17 protein-coding genes and 2 pseudogenes are annotated in these 16,131 nt (G+C 60.6%); 14 read left to right on the forward strand and 5 right to left on the reverse strand.

Features of this window, described 5'->3' with window-relative positions:
- Positions 1–16: 16 nt before the first annotated feature.
- Entirely contained in the window at positions 17–1,450 is a 1,434-nt protein-coding gene (gene aspA / locus AC10V3_RS25755) for an aspartate ammonia-lyase (protein ID WP_454752881.1), read from the reverse strand.
- A gap of 244 nt (positions 1,451–1,694) precedes the next feature.
- Here aspA and AC10V3_RS25760 point away from each other — a divergent pair, with 244 nt between their 5' ends.
- Positions 1,695–2,609 carry a LysR substrate-binding domain-containing protein gene (locus tag AC10V3_RS25760; protein WP_490924197.1) on the forward strand — a complete coding sequence of 305 codons (915 nt, stop codon included), beginning with the start codon at positions 1,695–1,697 and terminating at the stop codon, positions 2,607–2,609.
- A gap of 433 nt (positions 2,610–3,042) precedes the next feature.
- Here AC10V3_RS25760 and AC10V3_RS25765 read toward each other — a convergent pair whose 3' ends face one another.
- On the reverse strand, positions 3,043–3,213 hold the full coding sequence (locus tag AC10V3_RS25765; protein WP_454752883.1) for a hypothetical protein: 171 nt from the start codon (positions 3,211–3,213) through the stop codon (positions 3,043–3,045).
- Between the two features lie 404 nt (positions 3,214–3,617).
- Between AC10V3_RS25765 and AC10V3_RS25770 the strand changes: the two genes are divergently transcribed.
- The 3 genes from AC10V3_RS25770 to AC10V3_RS25780 all read left to right on the forward strand — a co-directional run bounded on the left by AC10V3_RS25770 (position 3,618) and on the right by AC10V3_RS25780 (position 5,872).
- Positions 3,618–4,481, forward strand: coding sequence for a helix-turn-helix transcriptional regulator (locus AC10V3_RS25770; RefSeq protein ID WP_454752884.1), 864 nt, complete (start codon positions 3,618–3,620; stop codon positions 4,479–4,481).
- Between the two features lie 515 nt (positions 4,482–4,996).
- A complete protein-coding gene (locus AC10V3_RS25775) occupies positions 4,997–5,437 on the forward strand; it encodes an Hsp20/alpha crystallin family protein (RefSeq protein WP_454752885.1) in 441 nt (146 codons plus the stop codon).
- 15 nt (positions 5,438–5,452) lie between these two features.
- Positions 5,453–5,872, forward strand: a complete 420-nt coding sequence (locus tag AC10V3_RS25780) for an Hsp20/alpha crystallin family protein (RefSeq protein WP_454752886.1) — start codon at positions 5,453–5,455, stop codon at positions 5,870–5,872.
- Positions 5,873–6,901: 1,029 nt separating this feature from the next.
- Here the strand turns inward: AC10V3_RS25780 and AC10V3_RS25785 are convergent.
- The 3 genes from AC10V3_RS25785 to AC10V3_RS25795 are packed head-to-tail and all read right to left on the reverse strand — an operon-like array spanning position 6,902 to position 8,876.
- The gene (locus tag AC10V3_RS25785; RefSeq protein ID WP_022540294.1) at positions 6,902–7,987 is read right to left on the reverse strand and encodes an IS630 family transposase; all 1,086 of its coding nucleotides are present in this window, start codon (positions 7,985–7,987) and stop codon (positions 6,902–6,904) included.
- A gap of 39 nt (positions 7,988–8,026) precedes the next feature.
- Complete coding sequence (locus tag AC10V3_RS25790) at positions 8,027–8,359, reverse strand: FAD-dependent monooxygenase (RefSeq protein ID WP_490924198.1); 333 nt, start codon at positions 8,357–8,359, stop codon at positions 8,027–8,029.
- A 22-nt stretch (positions 8,360–8,381) separates the two neighbouring features.
- Positions 8,382–8,876, reverse strand: a complete 495-nt coding sequence (locus AC10V3_RS25795; RefSeq protein WP_490924316.1) for an FAD binding domain-containing protein — start codon at positions 8,874–8,876, stop codon at positions 8,382–8,384.
- Positions 8,877–8,896: 20 nt separating this feature from the next.
- On the opposite strand from AC10V3_RS25795, the gene AC10V3_RS25800 reads away from it, so the two are divergent.
- From AC10V3_RS25800 to AC10V3_RS25845, 10 genes and pseudogenes are all read left to right on the forward strand, one after another.
- Positions 8,897–9,313, forward strand: a complete 417-nt coding sequence (locus AC10V3_RS25800) for a cupin domain-containing protein (RefSeq protein ID WP_454752887.1) — start codon at positions 8,897–8,899, stop codon at positions 9,311–9,313.
- A 32-nt stretch (positions 9,314–9,345) separates the two neighbouring features.
- Positions 9,346–9,583 (forward strand): annotated as a pseudogene (locus AC10V3_RS25805) (aldehyde dehydrogenase family protein); the annotation flags it as partial.
- Positions 9,584–10,158: 575 nt separating this feature from the next.
- Entirely contained in the window at positions 10,159–10,794 is a 636-nt protein-coding gene (locus AC10V3_RS25810; RefSeq protein ID WP_454752888.1) for a nitroreductase family protein, read from the forward strand.
- Positions 10,795–10,828: 34 nt separating this feature from the next.
- Complete coding sequence (locus AC10V3_RS25815) at positions 10,829–11,374, forward strand: carboxymuconolactone decarboxylase family protein (RefSeq protein ID WP_454753538.1); 546 nt, start codon at positions 10,829–10,831, stop codon at positions 11,372–11,374.
- Between the two features lie 253 nt (positions 11,375–11,627).
- Positions 11,628–11,799: pseudogene (locus AC10V3_RS25820) on the forward strand (cupin domain-containing protein); the annotation flags it as partial.
- Positions 11,800–11,901: 102 nt separating this feature from the next.
- Positions 11,902–12,828, forward strand: coding sequence for a LysR family transcriptional regulator (locus tag AC10V3_RS25825; RefSeq protein WP_454752889.1), 927 nt, complete (start codon positions 11,902–11,904; stop codon positions 12,826–12,828).
- A gap of 411 nt (positions 12,829–13,239) precedes the next feature.
- Positions 13,240–13,779: a carboxymuconolactone decarboxylase family protein gene (locus AC10V3_RS25830; protein WP_454752890.1), complete on the forward strand. Its 540-nt coding sequence runs from the start codon at positions 13,240–13,242 to the stop codon at positions 13,777–13,779.
- Positions 13,780–13,823: 44 nt separating this feature from the next.
- Positions 13,824–14,459: a nitroreductase family protein gene (locus tag AC10V3_RS25835; RefSeq protein ID WP_454752891.1), complete on the forward strand. Its 636-nt coding sequence runs from the start codon at positions 13,824–13,826 to the stop codon at positions 14,457–14,459.
- Between the two features lie 187 nt (positions 14,460–14,646).
- On the forward strand, positions 14,647–15,192 hold the full coding sequence (locus AC10V3_RS25840; RefSeq protein ID WP_454753539.1) for a carboxymuconolactone decarboxylase family protein: 546 nt from the start codon (positions 14,647–14,649) through the stop codon (positions 15,190–15,192).
- Between the two features lie 149 nt (positions 15,193–15,341).
- On the forward strand, positions 15,342–16,037 hold the full coding sequence (locus AC10V3_RS25845) for a glutathione S-transferase N-terminal domain-containing protein (RefSeq protein ID WP_454752892.1): 696 nt from the start codon (positions 15,342–15,344) through the stop codon (positions 16,035–16,037).
- Positions 16,038–16,131: the final 94 nt, after the last annotated feature.

A 16,131-nucleotide genomic window follows, 5' to 3' on the forward strand; every position in this document is an offset into this window, starting at 1 on the left:
GACGATTCCTGATGCCTTATTGGTTGAGTGCAACCGGTGCACGTGGCGCAGTCAGGACCTCGGGTCGCAGGATCTCCGCCAGCGCTGCTGCCGAGAGAAGTCCGCGTTCGAGAACGATGTCAGCCACCTTGCGTCCGGTTTCCAGGGCTTCCCGTGCAACTTCCGTTGAATTGGCGTAGCCGATGTAGGGATTCAACGCGGTCACCAGGACGATCGAGCGGTCCAGCATCTCGCGCATATGCTCGGGATTTGCCGTAATGCCACGCACGCACTTTTCATCCAGCGTGGCGCATGCCTGAGTCAGGTGGCTGATGCTGCGGAACAGCGAATAGGCAATGACCGGCTCGAAGGCGTTGAGCTGCAGCTGGCCGGCCTCGGCGGCCATCGTGATGGTCATGTCGTTGCCAATGACTTCGAAGGCCACCTGGTTCACGACTTCCGGAATCACGGGATTGACCTTGCCCGGCATGATGCTCGATCCGGCCTGGACGGGAGGCAGGTTGATTTCGCCGAATCCCGAGCGGGGGCCGCTCGACAGCAGGCGCAAGTCGTTGCACACCTTGGAAAGCTTGACGGCGATGCGCTTGAGAACGCCCGACAATTGCACGAACGCGCCACAGTCCTGCGTCGCCTCGATCAGGTAGGGGGCCGTATGCAACGGCAGACCGCTGATGGAGCAGAGGTGCTGACAAACGCGGACTGCATACTCCGGGTGGGCATTGATGCCGGTACCAATCGCGGTCGCGCCGAGGTTGATCTCGCTGATCAGTGGGAGCGCCTCGGCCAGTCGTTGGCGATCCTCGTTGAGCATGACTGCGTACGTGGCGAATTCCTGGCCAAGCGTCATCGGCACGGCATCCTGCAACTGCGTACGGCCGACTTTCAGCATGGTGCGGAATTCTGTCGCCTTGCGTTCGAACGACGCTTCCAGGAGCGACATCTGGTCCAGGAGGCGGAGCGCACTGCGATAAGTCGCAACCTTCAGGGCGGTCGGGTAGACGTCATTGGTCGATTGACTCATGTTGACGTGTTCGTTGGGGTGCAGAACCTCGTACTCGCCACGCTGGTGACCGAGCAGTTCCAGCGCCTTGTTGCAGACGACCTCGTTGGCGTTCATGTTCGTCGAGGTCCCGGCGCCACCCTGGATGAGATCCACCGCAAACTGTTCAGCGTGCTGGCCTGTGCGGATCGCCTTGCAGGCCTCCACGATGGCCTGGCAGCGCGCGTCATCCAGCAGGCCGAGGTCCCGGTTCGTGAGTGCGGCTGCCTCCTTGATGTCGACCAGGGCGACAATCAGTTCGGGATACTTCGAAATCGGGTCGCCCGAAATCGGGAAATTCTCCAGCGCCCGCAGGGTATGGATGCCGTAGTACGCGGTTGCCGGCACCTCGCGGTAGCCCAGCAAATCGTGCTCGCGTCGCGTCCCCTTGAAAATCTCTTGCTTGCTCATCGCGTTCCTCATCAGTGCGCCTGATTGGCGCAACCGGATTCTAGGAGCGCAAGGAAACCGAGTTGATGAGGATGTACACTCAAACTATTCCATACCGGAATACTTTTATAAAGCGTCGCATGAAATACTATTAAGCCACCATAAAGCGGAGTGAATGGCACTTTTTTGTGCGTAATGCATGCAATGGTCGGGTTTACCATCGCGGCAACACCGGATGTGCTGCGCGGCACGAGGAGCGTCACAATTGCAACTGAAGTGGATAGAAGACCTCTTGGCGATCGAGCAGACCAAAAGCTTTTCCCGCGCGGCCGAATTGCGATTCGTCACCCAGTCGGCGCTGTCTCGCCGGGTCAAATCGCTCGAAGACTGGGTCGGGGTCGAACTGGTCGACCGTGGAACCTATCCGGTCGAACTGACCGCCGCGGGCCGGCGGTTTTGCGAACAAAGCAAGGAGTCGGTTGGCGCGCTGACCGAGGTTCGCTCAGCGCTGCGGCAGGAGGCCAGGATGCCTGGACGCTCGATCCAGATCACCGCCGGGCACACGCTGTCACTGACCTTCCTGCCGAAATGGCTGAAGCAGTTTCACCAGCGTTCCGGGGATTTCAATGCCCGCGTCGTCGCAGCCAATGTTCACGACGCCGTCATCGCCCTTGCCGAGGGCAGTTGCGATCTGATGATTGGGTACCACCATCCGCTCGTCCCCATGCAACTGGACGAGGACAAATTTGTGAGCCTGACCTTGGGACAGGAAGCGTTTATCCCCGTTTCTGCGCCGAACGGTCGTGGCGCACCAATGTTTGCACTGCCTGGCTCTGCAACTGCCCCTCTGCCATACCTCGCTTACACGGCGACTACCTTTATGGGACGGGTGGTCGACGTGATCCTGAATAGCGTGGATACCTCCTACCATTTCCGCGCCTGCTACGAAACAGACATGGCGATGCTGCTGATGAAAATGGTTGTCGAGGGATACGGGGTTGCCTGGCTTCCGTTCAGTGCCGTCAGCGAGGAGATCGACGCAGGCCGGCTTGTCCGCGCCGGCGGCGACGAGTGGAGCGCGCAACTGGAGATTCGGTCCTATCGTGCAATATCCAACACGAACCCCACTATGCAAGACCTGTGGAAGTCGTTGGAAGATTCCGTTTACCGAGGCGCATAAGAAGTGCCGCGTGGGTGAGTCGAGGATAGCAGCCAAGCTCTTGTTGCCGATCAGGCAGCGCACTTAACCGCAATCGTAGGCGTCCCTGTTCAGTTGGAACGGCCGTTACTGATTTGCGGAACGGCCGTAGGCGCTGCCTGAAACGACCGTCTCAAGCTCGGTGTCGTTCGGGTCATCGACAATCCGAGACCGGCTTGACTCAAACTGGCCGGCTAATGCCGTTACGCTTCCCCTTCACGGGCGCCAGCTGTGTTGAGCGGGAGCGTAACGCTGGCGTTTCCGGGCCACGGCAATAGGGCACGATAACGTTGCCTTATCGGCAAGGTTGGCCACAGTGGCTCCCCGCCGCTGCGGCGTTGGTGGCATCTGCACGGACGGGAGCCACCAATAAGCGGGGGCACCTGTCGTCTGGCGTTTGCGACACCACTTTTATTTACCGCGCCGCGGCAGGCCGCACATCCGATCGCGGCGCATGATCCTCGTTCGCCTGACGCCGCTGGTCGAGGCCGAACTCGAAGCCATCGCCGACTACATTGCCAGCGAAAGCCCGCGCCGCGAGCTTTCCTTCGTACAGCATTTGCCAGTGCCTGTCGCTCGCAGACATGCCGCTCGCCTGCCCGCTGTTGCCCCGCAACGAGGACCGCGGCATCGGGCGCCGCATACTCGGCAAGCCAGATCTTGCACCGCGTGGTGGGCGATCCACCCGCGTGCATCGACGTGCTGCACAGCGCCCGCAACTACCGCGTTGCTGTTTAACTGAGACCGCCCGGCCGCCGGACGCCGCTCCCCCTATGCAATTGGCGGACGCAGGTCATGGTCTATCCCACCTTGCCCGTCGGATCGGCGACGTGACCCACCAAGTGGACGTCTACCGGCTCTTGCGTCACCCTGGCGGCGCGGTGTGAGCCACCTTGGACACTCTGGGAGCATGCTCGGAGTGCCAGGGACCCGATCCGGTAAGGATCCTGCCAAAATCAGGTCATAGCGATGCTGCTGGCAGGAAGAACGATGACCAACAAACGACGCGGAGGCGGTGCAAGGCTTTTCGGGACCGGGCGGATCGTATTTTGGCGCGGCGGCAGTATTTGGATCGGCCATGCGGAAGAGGAAACCGGTTTCTATGCGCACACGCCATCCAGGTTACGAGCTATCCAATGGAACGGTGCGTTTGCAGACTCCCGGAGAAGACTGGGCAGCCTATGCAGCGGCATCTCCGCCCATCACCCGCACGCCTTCGAGGCACGCGGCGAGCTCGTTGCCCTGATTTTCACCGGACCCGAATCGCGCGAAGGACCGATGCTGCGGGAACGCTTCCGTACAGGGATCGCATCGCTGGCCCTTGATACCTTCGCCGATCAGGCGGCGGCGATCGCCACCGCCTATGACGCAAACGCCACTGACGAAGAACTCAGCGCCCGCGCAGTGATCGCAAGGCTCACCTTGGCCCAGGCCTTGCCGTCCAAGCAGCTCGATAAGCGGATCGAGCGCGCCATTGAAGTGCTGCGCGAACGGGTCGGCGAGGCGGTCACGTTGACCGAGATCGCTGATCCCGTCCATCTCTCTCCCAAGCGTTTCCGCCATTTGTTCCTAAAGGAAACCGGCATCCGGTTCCGGCCTTACGAACTCTGGCTGCGCCTCGAACTTGTCATCGCGTCGTATGCTGCCGGCAACAACCTGACCGAAGCTTCACATGCAGGGGGCTTCGCGGACTCCGCTCATTTCTCCCGTACGTTCAAGCGCATGTTCGGCGTGCGGCCGGCGGCATCAGCGTCCAGCGCGTCTAGGCACAATTTAGCCGTTTCGTTCAATCTGCCCGTAATCAGTGGTCGCACACTGGCGTCTCGTTTCCAACAGAAAGGACCATCGCCATGAATACCACTACCCAATCCACATGCGAGTGCGCTGCTTGCCCCGGCGCCGGCTGCGTCTGCGGTTGCCAGACAACCGTTGAGCAAAATGCGTGCGCCTGCGGAACTGGCTGCGCCTGCGGGCCGCAATGCCAGTGCCAAGCTGGATGCGCCTGTGGGCCGCAATGCCAGTGCAGAGCTGCAAGCGCCCCCGTGAAGAGCTGATTCACAAACCGACGCCGTGGGGCCGGACCAGCCTTGCTCTGCGCCAGGCTTCCAGCCCCAATTTCCTTCTGTCGCGCTTGCGCGGCCTCATTCATGAATTCGACATCGCGAGGGCAGTGCCGGATAGCGGGGGTGCGGCGATGACGAGTCGTGCGCATGCGGCTCAAGACCCTTGAAATCTTCCTGGCCCAACACTAATTAGAGGTTACCCAGTCGTCGCGACAACGCGCGCGGCGTGTTCCTATTGATCGGCCAGCGGTAGTGGCAGGCACGTATGCCTTCACTTTTCCCGCTGCACAGAAGGAGGATCTGACCATGAGTGACTTCTTTTTCACGACCGACCCGTTCAGTGAGTTTGACCGCCTACAACGGGAGATGGCGAACCTGTTCGGCGGATTTCCTTCGAGCTTGCGGTCCGGGCGATTGGGGGCGTATCCCCCTCTCAACCTAGGCATCACCGACGACTCGATCGAGATCGTGCTATTCGCGCCGGGCCTGAAGGCGGACCAGTTCGATGTATCGATCGACAAGGGGCTACTGACCATCAGCGGCGAGAGAGCCCCGGTACAGCCCGAGGGCGACGCCGAGGCGCGGCCCTACGCGCAGGAGCGCTTCGCGGGAAAATTCCGCCGCGTGATCGAGCTGCCACAGGCGGCCGACCCGGACAAGGTGGAAGCGCGTTACGTTAACGGTTGCCTGTCGATCAGCGTGGGCAAGCGGGAAGCGTCGCGCCCGCGCGCCATTACCGTCAGCTGAGATCAGGAGCAAACCATGAGCGAATCGAACCCGGTCGCCTCGCGCGACCAAAACCCCCAAGGCAGGCAGGGCTCCGTCGCCCAGCGCCGCGAAGACCTGCAGGCACCGACGCTGGTGCCGGCGGTCGACATCTACGAGACCACTGCCGGCGTTACGCTGTGGGCCGACCTGCCAGGCGTGCCGCGCGAGAAGCTGGAGGTCAATGTCCACGACGCCAACCTGCGCATCGAAGGCGAAGCCGTGGTGCCGACGCCGGCCGGACTGCGCGTACAACATGCAGAAATCCGGCAGCCGCGTTATGCGCGAACCTTCGCGCTCAGTCCTGATCTGGATGCATCCCGCATCGAAGCTAACCTGCAGGATGGCGTGCTGAAGGTGACCATCCCGCGGCGCGAAGAAGCCCAACCGCGGCGGATCCAAGTCTCGGTCGGCTGACCGCTCAAGTGTCAGGACGGCGGCGAACGGCGCCGCCGTCTTGGCTTCCTGTCTCTGTTTCGACGGCCGTTCGCGCCTTGGCCGTCTTACGGCATCGGGACCGTCATCGGAGGTAAGTCACTGCTGCGACGCAGATCACAATAGGGGTTGACGGAGGAGCCGCCGCTTGTCGGCCCACGGACTGATCAGCGGACGTGAGCTTTGTCGCTTCGCGCGTGGCACAAGCCTTGTCGGTGCGCACGCGAACTGACGCGTTCCTAGAGTTGGCCAAAAATGTTGGTCCAACCGGGGTAAGCCGCCATGCGAGCAAGTGCCGTGCGACGTCATCTGGAGCGCCTCGGCATTCGTTGCCAAGGAGTAACAACCCATCCTGGTTTGGCAGGTGTGGTAGTCATTAACAATGACCTGCACGTCTGTATATTCCCCGACGGATGGATGCGCCTGGGGCAGTGGGTCGCCCCTGGTCGCTTTCGTTTCGCGCCAGCCAGCCGCTCGCTAGAGATGCTAGCCTGGCAGATTCGCCAACGGCTCAACGACGTTAGGCCCTGACGGAAGTCTTCCTGTGGCTATGCGGTCTTACTAAGGTCGCACCGTGACGATCAGACCGGCGGACCAAAAGCAAACGCCGACAAGTCGCGACCGAACCCGAGCAGCTGGCGCATAAGCGGATAGCGCGGAAGCCTACCAGCCCATAGTTGTGCTAGCCTCATCGATCCGGCGTGCGGTTGAGGCGTTTTGCCGCCTCGAGTTCTCCGATGAGATGAAGGAGACCTCCACGCGCCAGAACTGGGGCACAGGACGGGCAGCAGGATCGTCGCATTCTGGGCTCCCGCGGGTGAGTTTGAGAGGTGCACGCACGGCCTGCCCTAGAAGTCACTGGTGCCGTGCCTTCGGGCGGGGAGTTCAGGGGCCTGGTCCGTGCAGACCGAAGATTAGTTCGGGATCGCCCGGAACCTAGGTGCCGTCGAACTGCGACCCGCGGCCGATGCGCCGCGTTCGTTCGAGCAGTTGCCGTCCTAGTGGTGTGCGTCAAACGGATTGCATCTTATTCAGCTTTGCCCGGGCACGCGTGACTTTCGCCAAGATGTCAGAAGCTTTGGCGGTCCAGATGAACGGTTTCGGATCACGATTGTGCCTCTCCATGTATTGCTCGATGGTGCTGACCAATTCGGGTACCGAGTGAAAAGCCGAGCGCCGCAATTGGTTCTCTGAGAGGTCACGAAAGAAGCGTTCGACCATGTTCAGCCAGGAGGCGCTGGTGGGGGTGAAATGCATGTGAAATCGTGGGTGTTTGGCGAGCCACGCTTGCACATTGGGGTGCTTGTGGGTTGCATAGTTGTCAGCGATCAAATGGAGCTCGCGGTCCTTGGGCGTACTTCGATCAATCTGCCGCAAGAAGCGCAGCCACTCTTGGTGTCGATGCTTTGTCATGCACTGACCAATGACACTTCCATCGAGGGTGTTCATCGCCGCGAACAAGGTCGTCACGCCATGACGCTTGTAGTCGTGAGTCATCGTTTGACAGCGACCTGGCTTCAACGGCAGGCCTGGCTGGGTCCGGTCAAGCGCCTGAATCTGGCACTTCTCGTCGCAAGAGAAGACCAATGCGTGTTCGGGTGGATTGAGATACAGCCCGACGATGTCTTCCAGCTTCTCGGTAAAGTGTTTATCGTTCGACACCTTGAAACTCACCACCCGATGCGGCTTGAGTCCATGCGCCTGCCAGATGCGCCGCACGCTCGCCGCACTGACGCGGGCCTTCGCTGCCATACTTCGCGTACTCCAATGCGTCGCGTTATCCGGACGCTGTTGGGTTGTCAGTGCCACGATGGCCTTGACCTTGCGCGCGGAAATCTTCGGCTTTCGTCCCGGCCGCGCCTCATCTTGCTCGATCCCCGCGAGTCCGTTGGCTATAAATCGCGCTCGCCAGCGTGCTACTGTGCCGCGCCAGACACCTAGCTCTACGCCGATCTCTTTATCCATTTTGCCCTGCGCTGCGAGCAAGATCATCTTGGCGCGCTCCGCAAGCCTCACCGCGATCGTCCGGCTCGTAGCCCACGTTTCTAGCTGTTTGCGCTGTGCTTCACTTACTTCAACCTGTGCCGCGATTCTCATGAGTTCGCCCTCCATATAAAGCAGACTCACTGATCGCCATTAAGTTGCATTATTTATGACGCAGATCACTAGCGTGAGCTGTCCCGGCTCCCAATCGGCACGTGCGGCTACCACATTCGGCTGGCGCCTTATTGCCTCTGTCAGGGCCCAGGCGTCGGCGGCGGCCTTGGCGGATCCCGCTGCCGCATGCGGCCTCACGGCGAACGCCGCATCACCGATCAGGCAGACGCGCCCGAAGGCCATGCGCGGAGCATCAACGTCGTATATGACCTGCAGAAACGGTTGCGCAGCGCTGCACACGACCCGGCCGATTGGTTCAGGCAGCCGCGACACTGCAGCCGCACGCAATTCCGCGATGTGAGTGTCCTTCACGCTGCCAGGCGGGAAGGAGGTGTCATGCCGATGACCAGTCGTGTCGGTGAGCAGTTCTTAGAGGTCGCCGCCCTCGAGGTAGTTGCGGTACCAGACGAATTTGAGCTGCCGCCCGCCTGGCTCGACCGAACCATCCGGCCCTGGGTTGGGGGTACAAGAGTATAAGGCTGTTCGCACAGACGTTGTAGGTGATCGCCTCTGCGAACACCGCAGCGATGGCAGGGTCCAGCGATGCGTCAGGCACCGTGCCGCGCCACGCTACATAGCCCGAGTAGGCCAGCCGCACGGCTGGTAGCAGGCGCGCCGCGCCGTTGAAGCTGAGGGCAGTCGGGTGCCAGGCGCGAACAGGCCAGACTCTATTGCCCTGGCAATACTCATATGAATTTTTTCTGACAGCGACAGCTTCGCTGTCCGGTAGAGGTGAATCTGCAGCTGCGAGTCCATATTCTTGGTACACACGAGAAAGAGAAATCTTGGTTCTTCTGTTTGTGCCATCGACGGTACAGAATGCGGTCATCAAGACGGAGTGAGCCGACCATGATCATTCGTGCGATTCTGACTGCATTTTGCGTGACGGCTGTGATCTTCGCCAGTGCTGGCTCTGCGGCGCACGGCCCCACCGAAATCGTGAAGCGGAATTTTGAACAAACGATTCCCAATCTGCCGGGAAAACCGCTCGTCGCTCTAGAAGTCGAGTACCCGCCGGGCGCTGCCTCGGTGCCTCACCTCCACGCTAAGTCCGCTTTCATTTACGCGTACGTGGTATCAGGCGCAATCAAATCAAAGGTGAACGATGGTGAAGTGCGCGTGTACCGCGCTGGCGAGAGCTGGTCCGAACCACCCGGCGCGAGCCATCCCGTCGGCCGGAACGCGAGCAAAACCGAACCTGCGAAGCTCTTGGCAGTATTCGTCGTTGATGGCAACGACAAAGAACTGACCGCGCCGGTCAGGTAAACGCCATCTTGGAGCGCGAAAGCCGCATACGGGCCGCCGTCTCCAGCAACGTCGGGCGCGCGCTCAAGCTCAGCCAACGCCTGCGCACTGGCCTGCTGCATATCAACGATCAGACCACCAGACGAAGTAATTAATCCGTTCGGCGGCGTCGGGGCCTCCGGCAACGGTCCAAGCATTGGAGGCCCGGCCTGGGAAGAGTTCACTCAGTGGCAATGGCTCACTATCAAGGGTGAAGCACCTGCCTACCCCCATCCGAGGAGGAAGTCATAGGGACGGTTTCCATTCGACCGATTGGTCAAATTCTACCCATTCGAACAGATCAACCAAGCCGCCGAGGACAGTACAAAAGCACCACACTCAAGCCCATCCTACGCATCGCAGAAAACTGACCAGGAGCAATCAGTATGGCCACATCGCCAAGCAGGCGGAAGCCGTTCACCGCGGTGCTGTCGCGATCGGGCGCATCGAGGCATCTCGTAGCCGTAGACGGTCCGGATGCGCCGTAGGATCTGCTCGAAAGGCGCGATGCCATCATCTTCGGAGTCACAACCTATATGCGCGAGCCGTCAGCGGAGTTCGAGGCATTCCAGGATCGAGCGCCGGATCTGAGCACGACCTGCCTTGGTTTCTACCGGGGGCGCGGCAGCGCAATCGAATGCCGATGAGGGGCCGGACGTCGCGGCGCCGGCGGCCGATCTGCTTATGCACCGATGCACGCTTGCTGAAGTACTGCTGGCCGACTGAGAGAGACTCATCCGTGCAGCAACCACCAGAAGCGGAGGAGAGAACGCCGCCCAACACCTCGAACGGAACCTCAACTTATCCCTTCACCCATAGGAATCAGCATGAGCAACGGAAACACTATGACCAACGCCGTCATCGAATGTATCTTGAGCCGCAGCGCCGCCAAGTATTACGACCCAGCTGCCACCTTGAGCGACGACCAAATCCGCGAGCTGGTGCGAATCGGCACCTCCGCGCCGACATCCTTCCACATGCAGAACTGGCGCTTCATCGCCGTACGCACGCCTGAAGCCAAGGCCCGGCTGAGTCCGATCGCCTGGAACCAGCCCGCGATCACCGAAGCAGCCGTTACCTTCATCGTCTGCGGTCAGTTGGCCGACTCCAGCGTAATACCAGAACGCCTGGCACCGTTGGTGGAAGCGGGCGTCATGCCGGCGGCGATGGTGCCGGAGTGGGAGAACCCCGCACGCGATCTGTATATGGAGTACCCGCAGCGCCAGCGCGACGAGGCAGTGCGCACCGGCACCTTCGGCGCGGCGGCGATGATCTACGCGGCCCGCTCGCTGGGCCTGGGTTCGACGCCGATGATCGGTTTCGATGCCGAAGCGGTACACCGCGAGTTCGGACTGGCTGCAAACGAAGTGCCGGTCATGCTGCTGTCCGTAGGGGCGGAGCGTCCGGGAAACTGGGCGCAGAAGCCGCGCCTGCCGGTGGCAGATGTGCTGGACCTCGTTTAATTATTAGTCAAATCATTTATCTAAGGAGATTATGATGGCAAGAACAGCAGCTCTAAAGCCGGAACAGGTGCCGGCCGATTCGAAACCTACTCTCGATACGTTCACCAAGAACATCGGGTTCACCCCAAATATGATGGCGACCTTCGCGCAAAGCCCGATCGCGTTCAACGCATGGGCCACTCTGCTCGGCTCCTTGACCAAGGCGCTCGACGTAAAGACGCGTGACGGCATCGGCCTCGCTGTCTCCGAAGTGAATGGCTGCAACTACTGCCTGACAGTTCACAGCTTTACGGCCGAGCATATGGCCAAGCTGCCGGCCGATGAAATCACTCTCGCTCGGAAGGGCCATGCCAGCGACCCGAAGCGGGACGCCGCCCTCCAGTTTGCGCGCAAAGTCATCGAGACCCGCGGCCAGGTCAGCGACACCGATCTGAAAGCCGTCCGCGATGCCGGCTACACGGATGCGAACGTCATGGAGATCGTCGCACTCGTGGCCATGTACTCCCTGACGAATTTTTTCAACAACGTGTTCGACCCCGAGAAGGACTTTCCTGCCGTCACGCCGGCTGGCTCGATCTGAACTTTATCCGGCCGCATCGACCCTCTCCGAGGGTCCTAGAAGGCGTCATCTGATGCAGGCGTAACGCCAGAGCCTGGATGCACCCAAGAAAGAGTCTTGGAAACGTGTCCGGGCTTTTCGTATGTGCCGACCAGTTCCCCGGACGAGTTAGCGCGATACGTGTCCAAGCAGCTCGCGCACCGGGGCTATGTGCAGCGTACAACCAGTGTGCAACCGCAATCAGCTGCTTGAGCGTTCAAGTTCCCGATGTCCTATGTCCCAAGTCGACTGGCTGAGCCATCTCCTGCAAATGATCAACATCACTGGCCAGCTGGAGGTCCGCTGGGTCTACGGTGCGCCACGGCATGTGGCCTGGGAGCAGTCTGCGGCGCACGAGATTCTCTACCACGTCGTGCTCAAGGGGCCGGGCCATTATTGAGGATCCGGTCTTCACGGCATGGACCAAATCGCCTTCGCCGTATGTTTTCGTTGATTTGAAGAAGGATAGCGGCTTCGCTTAAGTCTTACTCCTTTCTAAAGCTCTCATCATGGATCGTCTAGTCTCAATGCAGGCATTCACTCGGGTGGTGGATGTAGGCAGCTTTGCGGGCGCAGCGGAGTCGCTCGACCTGCCAAAGGCCACGCTCACCCGCTTGATCCAGAAGCTGGAGACCCATCTGGCCGTCAAGCTGCTGCACCGGACCACGCGGCGCATCAGCGTGACCACCGATGGCGCGGCCTATTACGAACGCTGCGTACGCATCCTGGCAGACGTCGAGGAAGCGGAGCAGTTGCTGATGCACCATAACAACTCGCCGCGCGGCACGCTGACGGTGGACACCACGAGCGGGCTCGCGAAAATGGTGTTGATGCCGCAACTGCATGACTTCTTCAATGCGTATCCGGAACTAAAGCTCGAACTGACCAGCAACGGCAAGCCGATCGACCTGCTCAAGGAAGGCGTGGACGTGGTGCTGCGCGTGGGTGCGCTCGAGGAATCGATGGTGGCGCGTCGCATCGGCCGGCTGAGGCTGGCCTTCTATGCGTCGCCGATCTATCTACGCCACTTCGGCACGCCTCACGATCTCAGGGAGCTGGCGCAGCACAAGGCGGTGAATTTCCTGTCGAACCGCACCGGACGCGCGACGCCGTGGCCGCTGATCCGTGGCGGCGAACGCAGCGAAGTGCTGCTGCCTTCGGTGATCTCCACCAACGATGCCGACGTCTATCTGGGCTGCGCATTGGAAGGCCACGGCATTGCGCGCATCTCTCGAGCGATGGCCGAACCCTATATCAATAGTGGCCGGCTGGTGGAAATCATGACGGAGTGGCAGACCGACGAACTGCCGATCTCAGCGATGTATCCGCAGAACCGGCACCTGTCGGCGAAGGTGCGGGTGTTCGTGAACTGGGCTGCTGAGATCTTTTCGCGGCATCCGCATTTCGGCGCGGCGGCGCTGCAACTCGCGGCCTGATCACCGATCGGTTCTGCTCCCTTCCGCTTGTGCAGACCGGAGACATCGCTTACCCAAGTCCTCGCACACCTGTCGCCTAAAGAGCAAATAGTGGCTGCCGCCTTCGTACTCCACATAACGCGCTATGCGTAAGGAAGCGTGCCGACTCACGCCCAGTGACTTCCACCAGCGCACTCTGGTCGTCGTCACCATGGATGCCCAGCTTGGGCACGGTGAAAGACTCCAGGTCTTTGACCCCATCCGGGAACCGTACCCCAAACGTCGCTCTTCATTTCCGCGCCGAAGGTGGAGGATGGGTCACCTCGTTGTTTTGATCCTTTTGGGCATTTTATTGAGCAAAGGTAGTCTCGAAATCGGTATCCGGTACGCCTAAAGTGGAGGCTCCTAACCACCAGATGAAAGGGTCGCACCATGAGCCGTATCGCTATTCCCGCCATCGAGTCCGCCACCGGCGCCACCGCTGATATCTACGCGCAGGTCAAGAAGATTGCCGGTGGCCGTGTCCCGAACACGTACGCCGCCCTGGGCCACCTCGCGCCCGCCTCTTTGGCCGCGCTGCTCAACGCCCAAGGCGCACTGGCCTCAGGCAGCCTGAGCCAGCAAGACCTCCAAACCATCAAGCTGTTGGTCAGCGTGAAGGCGGGTTGCGACGTTTGTGTGGCCGCCCACAGCTTTGTGGGCAAGATGGTGGGCCTGCCGGTCGATACCTTGCGCGGCATTCGCGCGGGGCAGGCCACGGGTGACGTCAAGCGTAATGCCTTGGTGCACTTCGTGTCCCACCTGCAGACCACCAGCGGCACGATCAGCCAAGACGAGTTCACTGCCATTCGTGAGGCCGGCTACACCGACACCCAGTTGGCTGAGATCTCGTTTGCCATCGCGCTCGCCATCTTCACCAGTACCTTCAACCGTATCAACGGTACCGACGTCGACTTTCCGGCCGTAGAGTGAGCCGCCTTGCCGGACAGCCTATCGCTTCACCCATAGGAATAACCATGACCAACGAAACTATCAAGACCAATGCTGTCATCGAATGTATCTTGAGCCGCAGCGCCGCCAAGTATTACGACCCTGCCGCCACCTTGAGTGACGACCAAATCCGCGAGCTGGTGCGAATCGGCACCGCCGCGCCGACATCCTTCCACTTGCAGAACTGGCGCTTCATCGCCGTACGCACACGTGAAGCCAAGGCTCGGCTGAGTCCGATCGCCTGGAATCAACCTGCGATCACCGAGGCCGCCGTTACCTTCATCGTTTGCGGCCAATTGGCCGATTCCAGCGTAATACCTAAGCGCCTGGCTCCGTTGGTTGAAGCAGGCGTTATGCCGGCAACGATGGTGCCTGAATGGGAAATCCCCGCACGCGATCTGTACATGGACTACCCGCAGCGCCAGCGCGACGAGGCCGTACGCACTGGAACTTTCGGCGCGGCGGCGATGATCTATGCGGCCCGCTCGCTGGGCCTGGGTTCGACGCCGATGATCGGTTTCGATGCCGAAGCGGTACACCGCGAGTTCGGACTGGCTGCAAACGAAGTGCCGGTCATGCTGTTGTCCATCGGGGCAGAGCGCTCGGGAAACTGGGCGCAGAAGCCGCGCCGTCCGGTGGACGATGTGTTGGATTTGGTATAGGTGCGTCGCGGCGGCAGTGATCGCGCCGAACGACTAAGCGGCCTTCAAGTGGGAGGCGGCCGCAAGGTACCTCCTACTTGAAGGCATGACCAGCTTCGACCCAAGACTTGGGCACGAAGTAAGCCGAGGGATGGTTCCCACATGGACTTTCCCCAATTAGCAAATCGCATAACTCACGGAGATTATGATGGCAAGAACTGTAGCTCTAAAGCCGGAACAGGTGCCGGCCGATTCGAAACCGACTCTCGATGCGTTCACCAAGAACATCGGGTTCACCCCAAACATGATGGCGAGCTTCGCGCAGAGCCCGATTGCGTTCAACGCATGGGCCACTCTGCTGGGCTCCTTGAGCAAGGCGCTCGACGTGAAGACGCGTGACGGCATCGGCCTCGCTGTCTCCGAAGTGAATGGCTGCAACTACTGCCTGACAGTTCACAGCTTTACGGCCGAGCATATGGCCAAGCTGTCGGCCGAGGAAATCATTCTCGCTCGGAAGGGTCACGCCAGCGACCCGAAGCGCGACGCCGCCCTCCAGTTTGCACGCAAAGTCATCGAGGCCCGGGGCAACGTCAGCGATGCCGATCTGAAAGCCATCCGCGATGCCGGCTACACGGATGCGAACGTCATGGAGATCGTCGCACTCGTGGCCATGTACTCCCTGACGAATTTTTTCAACAACGTGTTCGACCCCGAGAGGGACTTTCCTGCCGTCACGCCGGCTGGCTCGATCTGAACTTTATCCGGCCGCATCGACCCTCTCCGAGGGTCCTAGAAGGTGTCATCTGATGCAGGCGTAACGCCAGAGCCTGGATGCACCCAGGAAAGAGTTTTGGGAACGTGTCCAGGCTCTTCGTATGTACCGACAAGTCTTGGAGGGAGAAAGTGACACTCAATCATCCAATTTTCACGCGCTGGCCGGTGCAGTACCCCGATCGGCTCCAGCTCTTTTCCTTACCGACGCGCAACGGAGTGAAGGTCGGCATCATGCTGGAGGAGACAGGCCTCGCCTATGAGCCGCACCGCATCGACATCATGGCGAATGAGAACCACGATTCGGCCTTCCTCGCGCTCAACCCCAATGGCAAGATTCCTGCGATCTACGATCCTGACGGTCCGAGCGGACGGCCGCTGGCCTTGTTCGAATCGGGAGCGATCCTGATCTATCTCGCCGACAAGACGGGGCAGTTCCTCTCCACCGATCCCGGCACGCGCTACGAAACGATCCAGTGGCTGATGTGGCAGATGGGCGGTGTCGGACCGATGTTCGGCCAAGTTGGCTTCTTCAACAAATTCGCCGGCAAAGCCTATGAGGACAAGCGCCCGCGCGACCGCTACGCAACCGAATCAGCGCGGCTGCTCGGTGTCCTCGACGAACGGCTCGCGGGCCGCGACTGGGTGATGGGCGCTGACTATAGCATCGCCGATATTTCGCTGCTTGGTTGGGTGCGTAACCTGATCGGCTTTTACGAAGCGCGCGAGATTGTTGGCTTCGACCGCTTTCTTCATGTGCAGATGTGGCTCGATCGTGGCCTTGCGCGTCCGGCGGTGCAGCGCGGGCTGGAAGTGACGGCGGCCTAGCCAGAAGCCCGGAGAGGGAAGGCTTCTGCGGGCCCCACGAGCTGCATAGACGCCGTTGCAGCGAACGATACTTACCAATATTCACGGGCCAAAA

The organism is Cupriavidus sp. PB-02 (assembly GCF_058252315.1).

What these genes read in the sequence shown, in the direction of transcription:
- AC10V3_RS25780 (WP_454752886.1), top strand. Translation starts at nt 5,453, where the DNA reads ATGAGCGAATCGAACCCGGTCGCCTCGCGCGACCAAAACCCCCAAGGC.
- AC10V3_RS25840 (WP_454753539.1), top strand. Translation starts at nt 14,647, where the DNA reads ATGGCAAGAACTGTAGCTCTAAAGCCGGAACAGGTGCCGGCCGATTCG.
- AC10V3_RS25800 (WP_454752887.1), top strand. Translation starts at nt 8,897, where the DNA reads ATGATCATTCGTGCGATTCTGACTGCATTTTGCGTGACGGCTGTGATC.
- AC10V3_RS25795 (WP_490924316.1), bottom strand. Translation starts at nt 8,876, where the DNA reads ATGACCGCATTCTGTACCGTCGATGGCACAAACAGAAGAACCAAGATT.
- AC10V3_RS25835 (WP_454752891.1), top strand. Translation starts at nt 13,824, where the DNA reads ATGACCAACGAAACTATCAAGACCAATGCTGTCATCGAATGTATCTTG.
- AC10V3_RS25765 (WP_454752883.1), bottom strand. Translation starts at nt 3,213, where the DNA reads ATGTCTGCGAGCGACAGGCACTGGCAAATGCTGTACGAAGGAAAGCTC.
- AC10V3_RS25830 (WP_454752890.1), top strand. Translation starts at nt 13,240, where the DNA reads ATGAGCCGTATCGCTATTCCCGCCATCGAGTCCGCCACCGGCGCCACC.
- AC10V3_RS25770 (WP_454752884.1), top strand. Translation starts at nt 3,618, where the DNA reads ATGACCAACAAACGACGCGGAGGCGGTGCAAGGCTTTTCGGGACCGGG.
- AC10V3_RS25810 (WP_454752888.1), top strand. Translation starts at nt 10,159, where the DNA reads ATGAGCAACGGAAACACTATGACCAACGCCGTCATCGAATGTATCTTG.
- AC10V3_RS25815 (WP_454753538.1), top strand. Translation starts at nt 10,829, where the DNA reads ATGGCAAGAACAGCAGCTCTAAAGCCGGAACAGGTGCCGGCCGATTCG.
- aspA (WP_454752881.1), bottom strand. Translation starts at nt 1,450, where the DNA reads ATGAGCAAGCAAGAGATTTTCAAGGGGACGCGACGCGAGCACGATTTG.
- AC10V3_RS25785 (WP_022540294.1), bottom strand. Translation starts at nt 7,987, where the DNA reads ATGAGAATCGCGGCACAGGTTGAAGTAAGTGAAGCACAGCGCAAACAG.
- AC10V3_RS25775 (WP_454752885.1), top strand. Translation starts at nt 4,997, where the DNA reads ATGAGTGACTTCTTTTTCACGACCGACCCGTTCAGTGAGTTTGACCGC.
- AC10V3_RS25825 (WP_454752889.1), top strand. Translation starts at nt 11,902, where the DNA reads ATGGATCGTCTAGTCTCAATGCAGGCATTCACTCGGGTGGTGGATGTA.